Source organism: Snodgrassella sp. CS2 (assembly GCF_050310315.1).
Lineage (GTDB): Bacteria > Pseudomonadota > Gammaproteobacteria > Burkholderiales > Neisseriaceae > Snodgrassella > Snodgrassella alvi_E.
In genome coordinates this window covers 127,809-146,858 of sequence record NZ_JBNPBA010000005.1, presented here as the reverse complement: position 1 = coordinate 146,858, position 19,050 = coordinate 127,809, and the positions used below count along the sequence as shown (strand labels likewise).

At 47.4% G+C, this 19,050-nt stretch carries 14 protein-coding genes; 8 read left to right on the top strand and 6 right to left on the bottom strand.

What is annotated here, in order from left to right; all coding sequences use genetic code 11:
* Positions 1–2,713, bottom strand: a 2,713-nt coding sequence (locus tag ACQP6D_RS08645) for a DUF6531 domain-containing protein (protein ID WP_427857962.1), incomplete at its 3' end; no start/stop codon positions are given.
* 166 nt (positions 2,714–2,879) lie between these two features.
* Between ACQP6D_RS08645 and ACQP6D_RS08640 the strand changes: the two genes are divergently transcribed.
* Both ACQP6D_RS08640 and ACQP6D_RS08635 read left to right on the top strand, forming a co-directional pair.
* On the top strand, positions 2,880–3,320 hold the full coding sequence (locus ACQP6D_RS08640) for a MerR family transcriptional regulator (protein WP_427857961.1): 441 nt from the start codon (positions 2,880–2,882) through the stop codon (positions 3,318–3,320).
* A gap of 99 nt (positions 3,321–3,419) precedes the next feature.
* A complete protein-coding gene (locus ACQP6D_RS08635; RefSeq protein ID WP_427857960.1) occupies positions 3,420–3,830 on the top strand; it encodes a GNAT family N-acetyltransferase in 411 nt (136 codons plus the stop codon).
* Positions 3,831–4,077: 247 nt separating this feature from the next.
* Here the strand turns inward: ACQP6D_RS08635 and ACQP6D_RS08630 are convergent, their stop codons facing one another.
* Positions 4,078–4,275, bottom strand: a complete 198-nt coding sequence (locus tag ACQP6D_RS08630) for a (2Fe-2S)-binding protein (RefSeq protein ID WP_100140779.1) — start codon at positions 4,273–4,275, stop codon at positions 4,078–4,080.
* 166 nt (positions 4,276–4,441) lie between these two features.
* Positions 4,442–7,045, bottom strand: a complete 2,604-nt coding sequence (gene gyrA / locus ACQP6D_RS08625; protein WP_370387603.1) for a DNA gyrase subunit A — start codon at positions 7,043–7,045, stop codon at positions 4,442–4,444.
* Positions 7,046–7,466: 421 nt separating this feature from the next.
* On the opposite strand from gyrA, the gene earP reads away from it, so the two are divergent.
* The 5 genes from earP (at position 7,467) to ACQP6D_RS08600 (ending at position 12,543) form a co-directional block, all read left to right on the top strand.
* The gene (gene earP / locus ACQP6D_RS08620; RefSeq protein ID WP_427857959.1) at positions 7,467–8,666 is read left to right on the top strand and encodes an elongation factor P maturation arginine rhamnosyltransferase EarP; all 1,200 of its coding nucleotides are present in this window, start codon (positions 7,467–7,469) and stop codon (positions 8,664–8,666) included.
* A 43-nt stretch (positions 8,667–8,709) separates the two neighbouring features.
* Complete coding sequence (gene efp / locus ACQP6D_RS08615) at positions 8,710–9,270, top strand: elongation factor P (RefSeq protein WP_025331610.1); 561 nt, start codon at positions 8,710–8,712, stop codon at positions 9,268–9,270.
* A 139-nt stretch (positions 9,271–9,409) separates the two neighbouring features.
* On the top strand, positions 9,410–10,795 hold the full coding sequence (locus tag ACQP6D_RS08610; RefSeq protein WP_267391532.1) for an MATE family efflux transporter: 1,386 nt from the start codon (positions 9,410–9,412) through the stop codon (positions 10,793–10,795).
* Entirely contained in the window at positions 10,792–11,817 is a 1,026-nt protein-coding gene (gene murB, locus ACQP6D_RS08605) for a UDP-N-acetylmuramate dehydrogenase (RefSeq protein WP_427857958.1), read from the top strand. Before ACQP6D_RS08610 ends, murB begins: the two co-directional genes overlap by 4 nt.
* Positions 11,818–11,889: 72 nt before the next feature.
* Positions 11,890–12,543 (top strand): TetR/AcrR family transcriptional regulator, encoded by a 654-nt coding sequence (locus ACQP6D_RS08600; protein WP_100140773.1) that lies wholly within the window; start codon positions 11,890–11,892, stop codon positions 12,541–12,543.
* Positions 12,544–12,671: 128 nt separating this feature from the next.
* Here ACQP6D_RS08600 and ACQP6D_RS08595 read toward each other — a convergent pair whose 3' ends face one another.
* The 3 genes from ACQP6D_RS08595 to ACQP6D_RS08585 all read right to left on the bottom strand — a co-directional run bounded on the left by ACQP6D_RS08595 (position 12,672) and on the right by ACQP6D_RS08585 (position 16,372).
* Positions 12,672–13,679, bottom strand: coding sequence for an MBL fold metallo-hydrolase (locus ACQP6D_RS08595; RefSeq protein ID WP_427857957.1), 1,008 nt, complete (start codon positions 13,677–13,679; stop codon positions 12,672–12,674).
* A gap of 131 nt (positions 13,680–13,810) precedes the next feature.
* Positions 13,811–15,226: a hypothetical protein gene (locus tag ACQP6D_RS08590; RefSeq protein WP_427857956.1), complete on the bottom strand. Its 1,416-nt coding sequence runs from the start codon at positions 15,224–15,226 to the stop codon at positions 13,811–13,813.
* A gap of 375 nt (positions 15,227–15,601) precedes the next feature.
* Positions 15,602–16,372, bottom strand: a complete 771-nt coding sequence (locus ACQP6D_RS08585) for a serine/threonine protein kinase (protein ID WP_367419103.1) — start codon at positions 16,370–16,372, stop codon at positions 15,602–15,604.
* A 685-nt stretch (positions 16,373–17,057) separates the two neighbouring features.
* Here ACQP6D_RS08585 and pta point away from each other — a divergent pair.
* Entirely contained in the window at positions 17,058–18,758 is a 1,701-nt protein-coding gene (gene pta / locus ACQP6D_RS08580; protein WP_427857955.1) for a phosphate acetyltransferase, read from the top strand.
* Positions 18,759–19,050: the final 292 nt, after the last annotated feature.

Genomic DNA, 19,050 nt, shown 5'->3' with positions numbered 1-19,050 from the left:
CGGGGTCGTACTGGTAGGCGGTGTTGCCGTCGGGGGTGTGTTTGCCAATCAGTCGGCCGATGGCGTCGCGTGTGAAGCGGTGGGTGATTTCGGCAGGGCTGCCGGCAGCAAAGTGAACGGCGCTGACGTTATCCAGCTGATCGTAGGTCAGCTTTTGTTTACGTCCGTCTAGATCGGTCTGTTCGGTTAGGCGGTCGCCGGCGTCGTAGGTGAATTGGTAATGCTCGCCGTTTTCGTTGGTTAATGTAGTCAGCCGGCTATAGGTATCATAGTGAAAGCGGATGCTGCGTCCGGCGCTATCGGTGCGTCGGTGCACCAGTCCGCGCGGGTCCCGATGGTAGCGGGTGGTGTGGCCGGCGGGGTCGGTATAGGTCAGTAATTGTCCTGCTGCATTGACGCTGAAGTGTTCTTGGCGGCCATCGGGCAAGGTGGCGCTGATAAGGTCGCCGGCAGCGTTGTATTGGTAGCGGCTGCTGTTGCCGATGGCGTTGGTGATGTCGGTCAGGTTGCCATGGCGGTCATAGCCAAGCTGGGTCAGGGAACCGGAGCAGTCGGTGTGTTGGATAAGCTGGCCGTTCGGGTTCCAGCGCAGGTATTTGTGCCCACCTCTGGCATCGGTGATTCTGGTTATTTGGCCGTGCTGGTCGTATTGGTAGTGGGTACGTTGTTTTAAGGGGTCGATGACGGTCAGCAGGTTGCCGCGTTCATCATAGTAGTAGCGCCAGGTGCTGCCGTCGGGGTCGACGCTGATGGTGGGTAAGGCCCAGTGGGGTAACCACTGGGTCTGGGTGGTGCGTCCCAGTGGGTCGGTTTCGGCGGTTTCGCGTCCTTGTTCGTCATAGCTGTAGTGCCATTGTCCACCCTGGGCGTCGGTGACGCTGATGAGTTGTTGGTTGTCGTTCCATTCAAATGCGGTGGTGTGACCAAGGGGGTCGATGTAGCGGGTGATCTGGTAGACTTCGTTCCAGTAATGCTGGCTGATGCGTCCCAGGCTGTCTTTGACGGTGGTGAGGCGTTGCTCAATATCGTAGTGAAAGTGATAGTCTTCCTGTCGCTGGCCATCTGCTTCGGTCCAGTGATGGGTGACGCGCCAGGCGGTTTCGGCGGCATCGGCAAAGTGAGTCCACTGGTAGTGGCAGTGCAGGCCGGTGGGCAGGCGGTGGTAGATGAGGCGTCGGCCGGTGTCGTAGGCGAAGGTGCGGGTGTGCCGCTGTTCGGCATCGATGACGTGTCGGAGGTCGCCCTGTGCGGTGTACTGGTATTGTGCCAGTACCCGGCTGTGGCCATTGGCCAGTTGTTGTTTGATGGTGGTGACGCGTTGTGGGTGCTGAGGATGCTGATAGTGCAGGGAGAGGCAGGTGCTGCGGTCGTTGTCGGTGATTTCGATGATGCGGCTGTGGCTGTCGCGGTAAAGAAGGAGGCGGTTGTCGTTGCGATCCTGAAGTGCGGTGAGGTGGAGGCGGTGAGGGTTGTTGGGGTCGGGCTCGAAGAGGCGGTAGAGGCCGTCGTCGTCTTCGATAACCCAGCGGTTGTGCCGGCCACGGCGGATGGTAAGGTTTTCGTTGATGCCGCGTATGCCTTCGCCGGGTTGCAGGGGGTCGATTTCGAGACGGCGGCCTTGTTCGTTGATATAGACGGCGGCACAGGAACCATCGGGCTGGGGGGAGATTTCGATTTCGACTTCGAAGCTGACGCTCCATCCGGCGCCGAACATGTTGTGGGTACGGGTGTCGACGCTGCTGTAGAAGCGTTGCCATTGGAGGGGCAGATGGGCAGGGAGGGTGAAGTCGAGCTCTTCGGTGTCGAAGAGGAGTTTGGCGCCGGTGGGGAGGTGGACGGGGTGGCCGCGGGTTACCGCTTGTGCTATTTTGGCAGAGGCTAAGCTGGTGCCTGCATTACCGGCGATGGCCAGGACAAGACATTTGATTTTGGAACAGATTTTGCGGGGACGTCTTAAGGCTGAAACCACACCAATAAGCTGGGCAACCGGATGTTTGCCGCTTCTGATTTCACGCACGACGATGGGTTCGCCGCCGATGCGTACGTTGTTGGATACTTTGACGCCGCCGGCATGGTCGTCGGTGACTTTGGCTTCGCAGGTGCTGCGGTCGTTGCTGCGTACGGCCGGCTGGCTGTTGATGTAGACTTTGCGGGAACCTTCGGCCAGATATTCATCTGTGCCGAACGGATGCGGATGTTTGCGGCAAAGTATTTTGTCGTCATCTCTGGGTTCTGCTCTGGGATCGGGTGAGGCGACTGTTGGCCGAATAAATTCCTGGGCGATTTCTCCGGCTGCGATAAGTATACCTGCTATATCGGCGAAGCTTTCGGGCTGCTGTGGTTCTTCGCTGCTGTCACTTAGTTCAATGCTTTGATCTATGGCACCTGCGGCGCGGGCGGAAGCTTTGCTGTTGGTGCGGGTATTGGGCGATCCGGTTTTGATTTTGCCATCTTCGGAGGGCGGAAAAAGGCTACTGACCCAGTTGGAGAGGTTGGATACGACAGTATCACCACCAGAAATGGCCATGAGTACGCCGACAAGGACACTTAGGAGTAGTCCGCCGGTGGTGATGGTGCCAAAAATGGCAAAACCTACGGCGGCGGTGATGGCTGCGTAGCATGCTATTTCAACAGCCGCACCAACGATGTCTGCGAGCATGGAGGTGTGTAATAGGATGTCCCCTTCGCGGGCGGCCCAATACGCATTGCCCATTCGTTAAACCCCTTGATGAAAATATAGATGTGTATTGCTGTGTTTGTTTTTTGAGTTCGATGCTTTGTTTGTTGTTTACAATAAACTGTAAAATGCACTGTTAAATTAACGTTTAATTACATTTTATCATGTTTGATATTATGTATAAATAAGAATGGTGTTGGTCATGGATAAGATTACTTCTGATAGCCGGCAATTCAGTATTCGCACTTTTGCTAATTTGTTTGGATTAACTCCGGCGACTGTGCGGTATTATGAGAGTTTGGGGTTGATTTCTCCTCAGCGAGGTACGAATAAACGTCGGTATTTTACGCAGAGGGATGTTGAGTGGATGCGGTTTGTGCTGCATTTGAAGAATACGGGTATGAGTATGGCGCAGTTGCAGCAGTATGTGTTTTTGCGCAGTCAAGGAGATGAAACGATTTCAGAGCGCTTGGAATTGTTATTGCAGACACGTGCGGCGTTTATGCAGCAGCAGGCTGAGCTGGAGCAACATGTACGGATTTTAAATGATAAGATTGACTGGTATCAGCAACGTAAGCGAGGTGCTCTGGGGGAGCAGGTAAGCTTTGCAGAATATTTAAGCAATATTGGCCATCATCTTTGAATATTTGTTTGAATGAGGATGACGGGTAAAAAGCTGATTGTTGACAGGATGTATTGGAGTTTTATAGATAAAATTCCAAAATTTTAAATGGTTATAATAATGACTGATATTGTTTACCGTAATGATGTTAAGCCGTCACTGGCTGAAGCTACTGTGCTCTATAGTCACTGTACGTTGGGCGGGCGGCGGCCGATTGGTGATGAGGAGCGTTTTCAGTTGATGCTGGATAATGCTAATCTGATTATTACAGCTTGGGACAAGGATAGGCTGGTGGGGATTGCTCGTTGCTTAACCGATTTTGTTTATGTGACTTATCTGGCTGATCTGGCGGTGGACGAACGATATCAGAAGCAGGGAATCGGTAAGCAATTGATTCGTGAAGTTCAGCAGCATACGCGTGCTGATGCGCAGGTAGTGTTGATTGCAGCGCCACAGGCAGTTGATTACTATGGGCATATTGGGTTTTCTGCTCATCCTTCGGCATGGACGTTGAATAAGCAGTTGAAATAATGTAAATACGTTTCCTGTGCTGTGGTCTGTGGGTGACGGCAGATAGTTTAGCTGGCGGGAATGGTTCTCTGAAATGTTTTATTTTTGATGCTGGCTATCAGTTTTGTTACCGTATGGGTATGCAAAGAGAGTGAAGAGTAGTTTTAGATTAATCTGGATGGTTTGAGTTTATTTTTAGTTTTTTGTCAGGTGCTATTTTTTTGTACTGCTAATTGATGAAATTAGGGTAATTCTGAGGTGTGGCTGTTTATTTGGAGTTGGGTTTGCTGCAATTGGTCTGATTTTCATGATGGCAGGATAGGAATGAGCTGGCCAAGTCTGCGCAGCAGCCGCAGCAGGTAGCGACACCAAGTTGTGCTTGTAAGTCAGTCAGGCTGCTTGCACCGGCAGCGACAGTTTCTTTTATCTGGCGATCAGTGATGGCATTGCACAGACAAACATACATAGTTTTTTCCTTTGAGTGTGACTTCTTTTTGTGGATAAAGATGATAGTGGATTTCATTATTATTATCAAGTAATGTGTGGCAATGAATTATTAATTCTGAATTTATTTGGACAGGTAAAATAAAGCCGACTTTTAGAGTCGGCTTTATTTTGGTTCACTGGAATCATCAGTTGTCGTGCGTATCCAGTGTATCTATTTCGGTATTGCTGTTTTCTTCTGCTTCGGCAATCCGCTCGAGGCTAACCAGTTTTTCGCCTTCATCGAGGTTGATGAGTTTGACGCCGGCAGCAGCACGGCCGGTAGCGCGTATCTGATCTACTTTGGTACGGATGAGTACGCCACCGCTGGTAATGAGCATCAGATCGTCGCTGTCGGCTACGAGGGTGGCGGCAACCATGTCGCCATTTCGTTCGCCGGTATCGATGGCAATTACGCCCTGAGTACCACGGCCAGAGCGGCGGTAGTCGTCTACAATGGTGCGCTTACCATAACCATTGGCAGTGGCGGTGAGTACCAGTTTGTTGCCATCTTCTTCGGCATCGTAGGCCAATAAGCTGATCACCTGATTGTTTTCGGCCAGTTTCATGCCGCGTACACCGCGAGCGCTACGCCCCATTGGGCGGACGTTGTCTTCGCTGAAACGTACGGCTTTACCACCGTTGGAAAACAGCATGATATCGTGTTTGCCGGCAGTTTTAACGGCACCGATAAGGTGGTCGCCTTCGTCGAGTCCGAGGGCAATGATGCCGGCGGTACGCGGACGGGAGAAATCGATAAGCGGGGTTTTTTTAACGATACCCTGTTCGGTACACATGAAAACGTATTCGTTTTCGCTGAATTCACGTACCGGCAGTATGGTGTTGATTTTTTCGCCTTCTTCAAGCTGAATTACGTTGTTAACCGGACGTCCGCGGCTGTTGCGGCCGCCTTCAGGCAGTTTGTACACCTTTATCCAGTGGCATTTGCCTAGGCTGGTAAAGCACAGCAGGTAATCATGGGTATTGGCAACAAACAGGGTTTCGATGAAGTCTTCATCTTTGGTGGCAGTGGCCTGTTTGCCACGGCCGCCGCGTCGTTGTGCCTGATAATCGTCTGCCTGCTGAGTTTTGATGTAGCCGCCGTGGGTGAGGGTAACCACCATGTCGCGCTGCGGTATCAGGTCTTCATCAGCGATGTCGCCACCGAAAGCGTTGATTTCGCTGCGGCGCTCGTCTCCAAACTGTTGCTGAATGGCGGTCAGTTCGTCATGAATGATTTGGTTGATACGTGCTGGCTTGGCCAGAATGTCAAGCAAATCTAGTATGTTATCGAGTACACTTCTGTATTCTTCAACAATTTTATCCTGTTCTAGTCCGGTAAGGCGTTGCAGACGCAAATCCAGAATGGCTTGTGCCTGTGCATCCGACAGGAAGTAATCATTGCCAATTAATCCGGTATTGTTGGGTGCATCCTCTGGTTTCACCAGCTGCACATCGATGTCGCTGCGAGCCAGCATGTCGGCTACGAGGCCGGAACGCCACGGACGTGAGGTTAAGGCTGCTTTGGCTTCAGGTGGTGTGGCAGAAGCTTTAATGAGGGCGATGATTTCGTCAACATTAGATAAAGCAACGGCCTGTCCCTCAAGGATATGTCCACGTTCGCGAGCTTTGCGCAGGGCAAACAGGGTACGACGAGTAACGACTTCGCGACGGTGACGCAGGAATTCGCTCAGTATCTGTTTGAGATTGAGCAGTCGTGGCTGGCCGTCTACGAGCGCTACCATGTTGATGCCGAAACTGTCTTGTAGCTGAGTTAATTTGTACAGCTGGTTAAGAACGACTTCGGCGTTTTCGTTGCGTTTCAGCTCAATTACCACGCGCATGCCGGATTTATCGGATTCATCGCGCAAATCAGAGATGCCTTCAAGCACTTTGTTGTGTACGAGTTCGCCGATTTTTTCAACTAATCTGGCTTTATTGACCTGATAGGGGATTTCATCAATGATGATGGCTTCACGGTCGTCGTGCTTACCAATGGGCTCGATGTGGGTTTTACCGCGCATGATGACGCGGCCACGGCCGGTACGGTAGCCCTCACGTACGCCGGAAAGGCCGTAGATGATGCCGCCGGTAGGAAAATCCGGTGCGGGAATCAGGTCGATCAGTTCGTCAACGCTGAGGTTTTCGTTGGCCAGCAAGGCTTTGGCGCCGCCGATTACTTCGTTGATGTTGTGAGGCGGGATGTTGGTGGCCATGCCAACGGCGATGCCCGATGAACCGTTCACCAATAAGGCTGGAATCCGGGTAGGCAGTACAGCCGGCTCGTTTTCACTGCCGTCGTAGTTTGGAATAAAATCGACGGTTTCCTGATCGATATCAGCCAGTAATTCGTGCGCAATTTTTGCCATGCGGATTTCGGTGTAACGCATGGCAGCGGCACTGTCGCCATCCACAGAACCGAAATTACCTTGTCCATCCACCAGCATGTAACGCATAGAGAAATCTTGTGCCATGCGGACGATGGTGTCGTAAACAGCGGTATCACCGTGCGGGTGGTATTTACCGATAACATCGCCGACGATACGTGCTGATTTTTTGTAGGCACGGTTCCAGTCGTTGTTGAGTTCGTGCATAGCGTAAAGAACGCGGCGGTGAACCGGTTTGAGGCCATCGCGTACATCGGGAAGGGCTCGTCCTACAATTACGCTCATGGCGTAATCGAGATAGGAACGGCGCATTTCTTCTTCTAGAGATACTGCTATGGTTTCTTTGGCAAAAAGTGCATCTGACATAATGGCTTTATTACTATAGAGAGCATTGTTTATTTTACCATAGCGGCTAATGGTTTCTGACTATTTTTCTTTTTGGAGTTGTTTTGCTGTAAAAAACCTTGTTGTTAAAGGGTTTAAAGATATGCCCACAATATTTGTGGATAAATCTGTGGAAAATGAAAGTCTGGCTTGCATAATTGCCTATAAATCAAGACTTGCATGGGCTTGCCTAAAAAATAAGCCTAAAATAAATTTCTTTTAAAATCATATATTTAAAAAAAATGTTTGTAAAAATTAAAGCAGTTCAGATTTTTTACAGACTTTAGCATGACTGGTTTAATTCATGTGGATAAAATCGTTTTGTCAAGCCTGTTTTTATCTTGACAGATGGGAAATTGGCGATTTTCTGCTATGGATCCGGACTTTGGGTAAGGATTTTTTAATGTGTAGTAAGAATCAATCTGCAAATACGCTTTCGGATGATTTGGTTGCTGAGGCGTGGGTATTTGTCCGAGTAATTGATAATTTTGGTGATGTGGGCGTGGGCTGGCGTTTAAGCTGTCTGCTGGCAGAGTATTTCTGTCTACGCGTACGTCTGTGGATTGATGATGTGAAAGCTCTGAATAAGCTGGTACCGGAGCGGGAAGGGTATTTGCCCCATGTAATGGTAGAAGTCTGGCAGGATAAGCAGCTGATGCAGCGACAGCTGGCTGAGGCTATTGATCCGGTATTGGTAATAGAAACTTTTGGTTGTACGTTACCTGACGCAGTGCGGGCACGAATGAGCCGGTGTCAGCCTTTGTGGCTAAACTGGGAATATCTGACGGCTGAAGACTGGGCGTTGGATTTGCATGCTATGCCGTCCTTACAGGCTGACGGACTGAAAAAGTACTTTTGGTTTATGGGTATGGATGCAGCCAGTGGCGGCCTGCTGCGTGAAAAAGATTATCTGACAAAACGTGCTGTATTTAGGCAGCAGCCACAGTTACAGCAGGCATTCCGACAACAGTATGGTTTGCCTGAGCAGCATAAAGGCCAGTTGTGGCTGGTATTTGCCTATGCTTCAGTGTGCTGGCCACAATGGTTGAACATGTGGCAGCAGGGTGGTACGCCGGTGACGTTGTGGCTGGCTGGTGGGCAGGTGGTGGAAAGTTTGCGTGCGGTTTCGATTGTGCCGACAGATGCCTTGCGTGAAGATGGTGCCATATATGAGTTGGATAATGTCACAATGGTGCGTATTCCGTTTGTACCACAGGCGGCGTTTGATCAGCTACTGTGGCTGGCTGATGCGGCAATTGTGCGGGGAGAAGACAGTTTTGTGCGTGCTTTATGGGCCGGTTTACCTTTTTTCTGGCATATTTATCGGCAGAACGAGAATGCGCATGTGCAAAAACTGCATGCTTTCTGGGCAAAGGCTACGACAGGATGGCCAGTAGAGCTGCAAAGGGCGTTTATGGCTTTGTCGGATGATTTAAATGGAGCTGGCAAGCTGGATGAGTTAAGCCGTGTGGTGGCGTGGCAGAATTTGTGTGGCAATTGGCAAAGTTGGGTAAAAGCGGCAGCCGCGTGGTCTGAAATGCTGCATGCGCAGGACAATGCGCTTGAAAAACTAGCCAGATTCTGCCATCTTCCGCTAAAATGATGTACTTATTATTTGCTGAACATTTTTGGAAGTTAGATTAAAGATGAAAACCGCACAAGAATTGCGCCCGGGTAATGTATTTATGGTGGGCAATGATCCAATGGTGGTGCAGAAGTCCGAATACAATAAATCCGGTCGTAATGCTGCCGTGGTGAAAATGAAACTGAAAAATTTGCTGACTGGTGCTGCTACGGAAACGGTTTATAAAGCCGATGAGAAGTTTGATGTAGTGGTACTGGATCGTAAGCAGTGTACTTATAGCTATTTTGCTGACCCGATGTATGTGTTTATGGATGATGAATTCAATCAGTATGAAGTGGAAGCTGAAAACATCGGTGATGCCATCAAGTTTATTGTGGATGGCATGGAAGAAAAATGTGAAGTGACTTTCTATGACGGCCGTGCTATTTCAGTGGAGCTGCCAACTATTATCGTGCGTGAAGTGGAATACACGGAGCCTGCGGTAAAAGGTGATACTTCTGGTAAAGTGATGAAGAATGCCCGTTTGGTAGGTGGAGCTGAGATTCAGGTAGCTGCTTATATTGAAAATGGCGATAAGGTGGAAATCGATTCGCGTACTTTTGAATTCCGCAAACGCGCCTAACTGATTTTCTGGCTGGCAGGCTGTCTGGAGAAATTCAGGCAGCCTGTTTTATTGTTTACTGCGCGGTAACAGGCTGCTTGATGGCTGTGATGGTTTGCTGTCTTTTATTGTTTGTATTGTTTAAGTTTGTAGGTGAAAGATGTTGTTTGAACTGAATCTGCATGGACGTGGTGAATTGTGGGCTGAATGCCGCAGGTTGTTGCGTCTGGCGTTGCCGATTCTTGTGGCACAGGCAGCGCAGGTGGGTGTGGGAGTAGTGGATACGGTGATGGCTGGCCATGCCAGTGCCAATGATCTAGCTGGGGTGGCTCTGGGTTCGAATGTGTTCATTACGCTTTATATTACATTTCTGGGGGTGATGACGGCTTTGCAGCCGATTCTGGCACAGTTGTATGGCGCCGGTAAAACCACAGAAATCGGTGAGCAGGGTCGGCAAGGACTGTGGTTCGGTTTGTTTCTGGGCATATTGGGCATGTTGCTGCTGTGGGTGCTGATTAAGCCGATGCAGCACTGGCTGAATATGGGCACGTATGTGGATGGTGTATTTGGTCAGTTTGTGTTCTTTATTGCCTTGGGTATGCCGGCAGCGATGATTCATCGAGCTTTTTATGCATTTGCCTCTTCTTTAAACCGACCAAAACCGATTATGGTGGTGAGCTTGATTGCGCTGTTGCTGAATATTCCACTGAATTATATTTTTGTTTATGGCAAGTATGGAATGCCGGAGTTGGGAGGGGCAGGCTGTGGTCTGGCTTCGGCTATTTGTTTTTGGTTTAATGCTATTGTGCTGGGCATTTATGTGGTTCGTCAGCGGTATTTTGCACCGTTTGCGCTGTTTGCTCGATTTGAACGTCCGCGCTGGCGTGTACAGGCTTCGCTATTGCGATTGGGTATTCCGATTGGGATGTCGTTTTTCCTTGAAGTGAGCCTGTTTACATTTATCAGCTTGCTGATTGCGCGTTTTGGTGTGACTCAGGTGGCGGCTCAGCAGGTGGTAATCAGTATTACGTCGCTGATTTATATGTTGCCGCAAAGTGTTGGTATTGCGCTGGCGGTGTGTGTGGGACAGGCAGTAGGTGCGCGCAAATGGCAACGCGCCCGTTTTGTTTCTGGTGTGGGTCTGAGTATGGGACTGCTGGGTGCGTGCTTTACCGGTGTGCTGCTGTTATTGTTTCGGCACTTCTGGGTGGGTTTGTACACAGCTGATCAGGAGGTCGTATTGCTGGGCGGCACACTGCTGATTTTTGCGGCCGTTTTTCAGTTATCCGATGCTACGCAGACGATTGCTTCGTACGCGCTGCGCGGCTATAAGCTGACCAAGATTCCGATGCTGATTCATGCATTTAGTTTTTGGGGTTTGGGTCTGGGTTTTGGATGTCTGTTTGGCTTGTATTTCGGTATGGCTTTGTATGGTTTCTGGCTGGCTTTGGTGCTAGCGCTAACCGGTGCGGCGGTGGCTCTGGTATGGTATTTGCACCGGCAGAGTGAGCGATTTGCGCTGATGCAGGCGGAAAAGGAATCATGATGGATGTGACAGAATATGCTGATTTACAGCCGCTGCATACTTTTGCGTTGCCGGTACGTGCACGCTGGTTGGTGTCGCTGACTGATATTGAACAGTTGCCGAAAATCATGGCTTTACCCCAATTTGAACCCGAGCGCGTGCTATGGCTGGGCGGTGGGAGTAATATTCTATTCTGTGCTGATTATCCGGGGCTAGTGGTGCGTGTAGCCAATCGTGGTATTGAACTGGTGGCGGATGATGGAGACCGTGTGGTGGTTGAAGCAGCCGCGGGTGAAAACTGGCATGATTTTGTACAATATACGCTGGCTCAGGGTTGGTGCGGACTGGAGAATCTAAGCCTGATACCCGGTACGGTGGGGGCAGCACCGGTACAGAATATTGGCGCCTATGGTGTTGAGGTGCAGTCGTGTATTGACGCGGTGCAGGTTTACGACTTTAAAACGAATGAGCTGTGCTGGCTTGACTGTGATGAGTGCGGTTTTGCTTATCGCGACAGTATTTTTAAACATGCTGAGGGACGTTATCTGATTGTGGCGGTGCGGTTTGTGCTATCGCATGTGTTTAAAGCGCAGCTGCGTTATGGTGATTTGGCACAGGTGGCGTCAGAACTGGCACAGGGACAAGCTTTGACCGCCAGTATAGTGGCACAGGCTGTGTGCCATATCCGCAAGCAAAAGCTGCCTGACCCGCAGGTGCTTGGGAGTGCCGGCAGTTTCTTTAAAAATCCAGTTGTGCCAGCTACACTGGCTTCTAGCCTTTTGAAACAATATCCGTCCTTACCGCATTACCCGCAGCCGGACGGACAAGTGAAACTGGCAGCTGGCTGGCTGATAGACCAGTGTGGCCTGAAAGGATTTCAGTTGGGTGGTGCTGCGGTACACGAGCGGCAGGCGCTGGTTCTGGTAAATAAAGATCATGCCTCTGCCGCTGATGTGGTAGCGCTGTCTGAATATGTGCAGAATTGTGTGGCACAGCGTTTTCAGGTGCGGCTGGAGCCTGAGCCCATATGGCAGCCTCAGTAACGGCGCTCAGTAGTCTGATAAAAATGCCGTTAGTATGATTTGTGCAGTAAGAGACAGCATAATCTGAAAGAAATGAATATGGTGAAAGAATCACGCCCCAATACTTATAATCGTATTATTGATGCTAGTCTGAAGCTGTTTAATGAGGAGGGTGAACGCAACATCAGTACGAATCATATTGCTTCTTATTTGGGCATCAGCCCGGGCAATTTGTATTATCATTTTCGCAATAAAGATGAAATCATTATGCAGCTCTTTAAGCGCTATAGTGAGGAGTTGCTGTGCTATCTGCAGCAGGTGGAGACGCCGCAGGATACGAATGCCATTAAGAATTATATGTTTGGTGTGTATGATGTAATGTGGCGATACCGTTTTTTATTTAGTGATTTGAATGCAATGCTGTCGCGAAGTGCTGAACTTCTGGGTGAGCACAATAATTTTACCCGTGTAAGGGTGTCGCCGCTGCTGCAAAATTTGTTGCAGCAGCTGACAGATACCGGCTTTATTCAGACCGATGAAATTGCTCGTAAGGAAATGGCTGTAAATATCTGGCTAATTACAAAATATTGGTGTGATTATGACAGTGCGCTGTATGAACGTAAGCTAACTGAGGACTCTAAATACCGCGGTACCCATCAGACGTTGACTTTGCTGCGTCCGTATGTAGCGCCGGCCTATCGGGAAGAATTTAACCGGATGATGGCTGATTTGCGCAATCACATATAAGATAAAATCAACCCCATTCAGAAGAATGGGGTTGATTTTTTTATATTATCCGAACCTTAGTTTTAATGTTTTATTTGCTGTGGCTAGTGAAATTTTTCAGAAGCATGAAACGGTTTCTGTTATTGGGGTTAGGAAGAGGTGATCGGGCGGCTGTCTCCCATTTTGATGCTTTCAAAACAATCGGGTAATAATCCATGCCGAACTCTGGCTGCGGCCAGTAGTTGCGGTGGTTCATCCAAAGGTTCATCGGCCAGCTCGAAAGCGCCCCAGTGCATGCCTATGGCCTGACGGCAACGCAGAATATTAAATATGGCTACAGCTTGTTCGGGATCAATGTGCTGATTATGCATAAACCAGCGTGGTGCATAGGCTCCGATCTGGATAGCTGCCATGTCTGTGGAGGTAAAGTGCTCGGCAATCTGGCGGAACATGATTTCACTGAAACCGGTGTCGCCACTGAAATAAGTATTGCTGCCTTCAGGTGTTTGCATCATCCAGCCACACCATAAAGTGTGATTGCGGTCTAACAGGCTGCGCTGGCTCCAGTGATGTGCCGGTACGGCGTGAAAGCAGATATTATGAATGTTTGTTTGTTCCCACCAGTCTAGTTCTGTTACGTTGTTAATGCCCAATTGCTGTAGTTTTCGTTTTAGTCCTAAGGGGACGACTGCGTTGATATTGGGAAAACGTGCGGCCAGTTTACGAATACTGGCTGTGTCTAGGTGGTCGTAATGGTTGTGAGAAATGGCAATGACATCTATATGGGGTAGCTCGGCAATGCTTGCAGCTGGCTGTGTACGGCGTTTTGGTCCTGCAAAGGATACAGGCGATACCCGTTGCGAGAACACTGGGTCGGTAATAATCATGCATTGATTCAGACGTATGAGCAATGTGGCATGACTAATCCACCATAGGCGATTACCGGAGAGGGTGAAATCTGGTGACTGCGTCCACTCACGGGCAAAATGTGCATAACCTTGCTGAGGTGGCTTGGGCAGATGGTGGATGTGTCTTTCTAAGCTCCAGCGATAGACGTCAAGCTGTTTGATGGTTGTTGGTTCTAAATTACAGAATCCGTAAGGTGTATGATGCGATTTCTTTGGATTGTAGTAGGGGTTTTTTCTTTTAAATAGCATTATTTGCCTTCTTTCTGCCAGTCCAACACTGTTTGTACCATAATGCCCCTATTACAGGTAGAACTTAAATCAGTGCTTGCTCTGCTGGTGCTACAAGCACTGAAATAAATCGCGGCTTTAGGTGGTGAAAGTTATTGAGTGGCCAGTATTCTGTTCATTTCATAAAAATCACCACTCATCTGTGACCATAGTTTTTGGCGTGTTTGATTAAATTGTTCTTCGCGAGCAAGCAGTTTACCTTCGGTATATGCGGTATATTTTTTGGGTACGTTTCCATCAAACCAGTAATAAGTCTGTGATGAAGTTGTTTTTGCACGGTAGTTGCGATTTAGGGCGTACAGACCTCTGGTGTGTACTTCAGCCATCATTTCTGCTTCATTTACAGTTTTGACACTATATTTTTTGAAATAGAAATCTTTATACACATCTTGATTAACCATATTACCGTGTTCATCTGCCACCTGTTTTGATCCTACACGCAGATTTTCATGGAGGTTTTGGGTTTCAATATTTTCTTTATACTGTTGAAACTGGCCGCGGTTCATGCTTACATCAATCACTAAATTGGCGGCACTGGCATTATCGACAAAATTAACATAATTTTTTTGTAATGCGGAACGTATGTTATCAGCGAGATAGTTGTTGCCGCGGACGAAAATGTGTATTTGTCCTTTTTGCGCATACATACTTGCCAGTTTGGTGGAATTTTTATAGGTATTACCATATGGGCTGTATACCTCGCTGGCAGCACGGTATAAGGTAGCAGCTTCGCGATATTCACTCAGACGCTTTGCGCGGCGAATTATGGTTTGTGCCTGCTGGTAATGTTTTTCTGCTTCAATGGTGCGCCATTTTTTTTCATAAATGTCTGCTTGTTTGGCGCTGTCTTTATAATTGCCTAAAGGCAGATATACTTCATGTGCTTTGCGGAAGTTTGCGGCTGCCTGTTTATAATTGCGTTCACGTATATCAGCCTGTGCGTCTGTGTAAAATTCCTGTGCCGCAGTTTTATAATACATATTTTGATTATCTTCAGCACGTTTAAAAATATCTTGATAATTGAAATACTCATAGCCCTGCCGATATAATTTTGCTTTGCGCAGATAATCATCACTGTAGGCAGGTACAATTTCGTTGGCCTGCTGATAAAACTGTTTAGCCAGTGATTCTTTTATTCCATTTATTGTGTACAGGCTGAGATATTTTTCTATATATGGACTATAGCTTTTATCTTCGAGCTCGGTTTTTAGTGTCAGTAGTAGCTGATAATTTTTAATCCGTTTATTATAATCAGATGGTGTAGCTTGCTGGATATTTTTCTGAGCCATGGCAATCAGTTCTGCTACTGTTGTTTGTAAGTACTGAATGTCTTTATCTTTCCATGGTTTATTTTTCTGTTGCAGCTTTTTGCTTTTTGCATTGAAGTTATTAGCCAGAATTTTTACTCCCCCGATATAATCACCGGATTTGAATTTATCTTCCGGTTTTACAGATACTACACAGCTTGCCAATATCAGACACAGAAAAGCCAATAGTATTTTTCTCATTTATTTCTTTCCTCGGCTACGTAAACAAAAAAAAGATACGATATAAAATCAGCATATTAACATTATCAATACTGAAGCGTAAGGAATTATAAGTCTACCGATTATGCAAATTTGAAATGATACTGATATGCTTTTATTCTATTTATCTGGCTATTGCTGTGTAATGAATGGAAAGCTCTAAGCACCCTGACTTTTTTCAACGCTTATTTGGAGAAAAAATATTTTATTAATAGTTCTGAATAGCTTTGGATAATTGAACAGGAATGATGTAAGAAAACCTGAACTGGCTTTTAGCAATTCAGGTTTTCTTTTGACCAGTTAGCCAGATTCGATGCCTTGATTTTCAGAAGTTTTGTTGCTGGCTGTTGTTTCCGTTTAGTTTCGTGGCGTATATGCGTAGACGGTGCTGTTTTGCCAAGCGCCTATATAGTAGCGATTCTGATGATAAGCTAATGCCACAGCTCCTGGTATTGAGTTAACTAAGGTGTTTACAGTTTTTGTTTTAACGTCTACTGTACGCACCATGTCAGCCCCGTTGTCAATCACAGCAACGACGTTTGGAGAAACAGTAACAATGCCTACGCCTGGACGGTTGAATTCTTGACCCAATTCTGTCTGGCTGCCATCTGGTGAGATTAGGGTGAGGCGACCGCTATACTGGGAAACAACTAAGCTGTTATCCGGTAATTGGGTGACGCCCACTGGTGTGGTTAAACCCCGGGCAATGATTTCTTTGCGGCCGCTGTTTAAATCCAGTGATACGATTTCTCCAGTGGAACGGTTGGTAACCAACAATTTGCCAGTGTTGGAAAAAGCAATACCTGTAGGGGTATGGTAGCCATCTGAAATTTTTTCAGCTTTACCGTTGGCATTGATTTTTAAAATGTAATCTCCATCGTAGGATGATACATAGATATTATCTTGTGCATCAATAACAATACCAGCTGGTGCTTCAATATTGGCATAAACGGTCTCACGTTTGCCGTTGGTGTTTATTTTAGTGATTGAGTTACCTGACCAGTTTGTAACGTACATTGCGCCTTTAGTGTCGAAGGCAATTCCTGTGGGGGCATTGAAAGAAGAGCTAATGGTCGTTAATCCTTCAGTGGTGCGTGCGCTGGTTTGCTCGGTTGTTAATCTGGCCATATTATTCCTTCCGTATAAATATAGTGTGCATAATGTAAGAAAAACAAAAGCCATTGCATAGAAAAATTTTTTTTTCAACATGTGTACCCTAGTGTGAGCTGAATGAATAGTGGATGGGCAGTATTTTATTAAAGTGCGTAAAGATTCGGCTGTTATCAGTGTTTTCCATCAGGCAGTTGATCATTGCTTTTCAGTCTGAAGTGCACCATTCTGTTTTTGTCTGACGGTAGAGTCTTTTTTGATTATTTAGTTTTTAATGTCTCCTATGGTTCATGTGAATAAATAATTTAAAGATGCGATTGCTGAATTAAGCGTACTTAAAAATTAGGAAATACAGAAATACGAAATTAGCGATATGAAATAAATATCAGGATTGGAAGCGCATTGTGCCGGAAGAGCATATATAAAAGTTCGACTGGTTAACACAGTATTAGGCATGGCTATGTTGGCAGTTTGTGCAGTTTGCTTGGTTCTAAAGTGCTGTTGTCGCGATAGTTGTGTTACTGCTGCCATGCCTGATAAATCAAGTGTTATTATGCTTATGATGTATATTCGGCTGACTTATGTTTTTTCATGCAAAAATTGATGTATCTCGGTATGCAGTGCAGCGAAGTAAATTATAATCGTTAGCGATAAAATAAATGCGGCGTTTGCTGCTGGTGTTAGTTCAACGAAAGGGATTTTTATGTCGCAATTTTTGCTGGTGCCTACTGGATCACAGGCTGGTTTGACCTGTGTGGGTCTGGGTGTGGCGCAGATATTTTTACAAGCCGGACAGGTGCCGCTGTACTATAAACCAGTAACCGCAAGTACAGCTGCGGATAATACCGGTGCACTGGTGCAGGCGGTATTGCAGCAAACTTTGCCTGAACCACAGTCGCTGAATGCTTTGGATGAGCGGGTATATCAGGGACAAGCAGATGATGCTGTGGAAGAGTTTGTTGCTGCTTTTCATCAGCTGGCTGAGGCAAAACATGATGTGGTGGTGATTGAAGGTGCGGTTCCGGAAGCGGGTCGCACTTATCTGCCGGCACAAAATGTGAAAATTGCGGCAGCGCTGAACGCACGGGTAATTCTTGTGGCAGCGATTGCAAATCGTACTCCTGCTTTGGTTGCAGCGCAGTTGTTGCTGGCTGCGCATGATTATGCGCATGGCCACACAGAAATCAGTGGCTTTATTCTGACTGCTGATGCCGAGCATGCTCCTGCAGCTGGGTTTGCTGCCGAGGTACAGTCTGAACTGACCGCACATGGCTGCAAAATTGATTGTCTGGGTGTGGTAACTGCTCTTCCGGCTGAAATTGATGTGGCTCAGGCTAAGGATGTAGCCAGTGCAGTGGCTGCGCAATTGAATGCTCAGCTACTGAGTGCAGCACAGGCTAAACCATTGACAGAGCATCTTGCGCCGGCAGCATTTCGCTTTCAGATGATGGCGCGTGCCCGTGCGGCCAATAAACGTATTGTGCTGCCGGAGGGCAGTGAACCGCGCACGGTTGCCGCAGCGGCCATTTGTGAAAATAAAGGAATTGCGCGCTGTGTGTTGCTGGCTAAAAAAGAAGAAGTGGAAGCAGTAGCACGGGAAAAAAATATTCAATTACCGGCTTCACTGGAAATCATTGATCCAGACACAATCCGTGAACGCTATGTTGCACCGATGGTAGAACTGAGAAAAAGCAAAGGTCTGACACCTGAACAGGCCACTGAGCAATTGCAGGATACGGTAGTGTTGGGCACGATGATGCTGGCAACCGGTGATGTGGATGGTCTGGTGTCTGGCGCAGTACATACTACGGCCAATACCATTCGTCCGGCTCTGCAATTAATCAAAACAGCTCCGGGTGCCAGTCTGGTATCCAGCGTATTCTTTATGCTGATGCCGGATCAGGTGCTGGTATATGGTGACTGTGCTGTTAATCCGAATCCTACTGCCGAGCAGCTGGCAGATATTGCCATTCAGTCTGCCGATTCTGCTAAAGCATTTGGTATTGAGCCTAAAGTGGCGATGATTTCTTATTCTACCGGTTCATCCGGCAGTGGTGCTGATGTGGAGACGGTGACAGCAGCTACTAAGTTGGCACAGCAAAAACGTCCTGATCTGCATATTGATGGGCCATTGCAATATGATGCGGCCAGTGTGCCTAGTGTGGGCAGACAGAAGGCGCCGGACAGCAAGGTTGCTGGGCAGGCTACTGTGTTTGTATTCCCGGACTTAAATACCGGTAATACTACTTATAAGGCTGTGCAACGCAGTGCGCATGTGCTGAGTGTGGGGCCGATGTTGCAGGGTCTGAATAAACCGGTAAACGATTTGTCGCGTGGTGCACTAATTGAAGATATTGTGTATACCATTGCTTTAACGGCTATTCAGGCAGTACAGATGGGCTAACCCATATTATTCTTCGGCAGATTATTACTGCTGATAGACAGGCAGATGATATGACAATCATCTGCCTGTTTTGTATTTTATGGCAATAAAATTAATTATTTTATTTTTTATAAGCAATTTAAAATTAAATATTGATAATAAATGGGATGATTATTGTCTTTTGATACGATAACTTTACGAACTATTGCCAAATCAGTGTTAATAAATTACAGTCTGTAACTGGACATAACGTCTGATAAAATAGCCAAGAATACAAAGGGATAATCTTAAATTAGAGGTATTATGCAGTAAT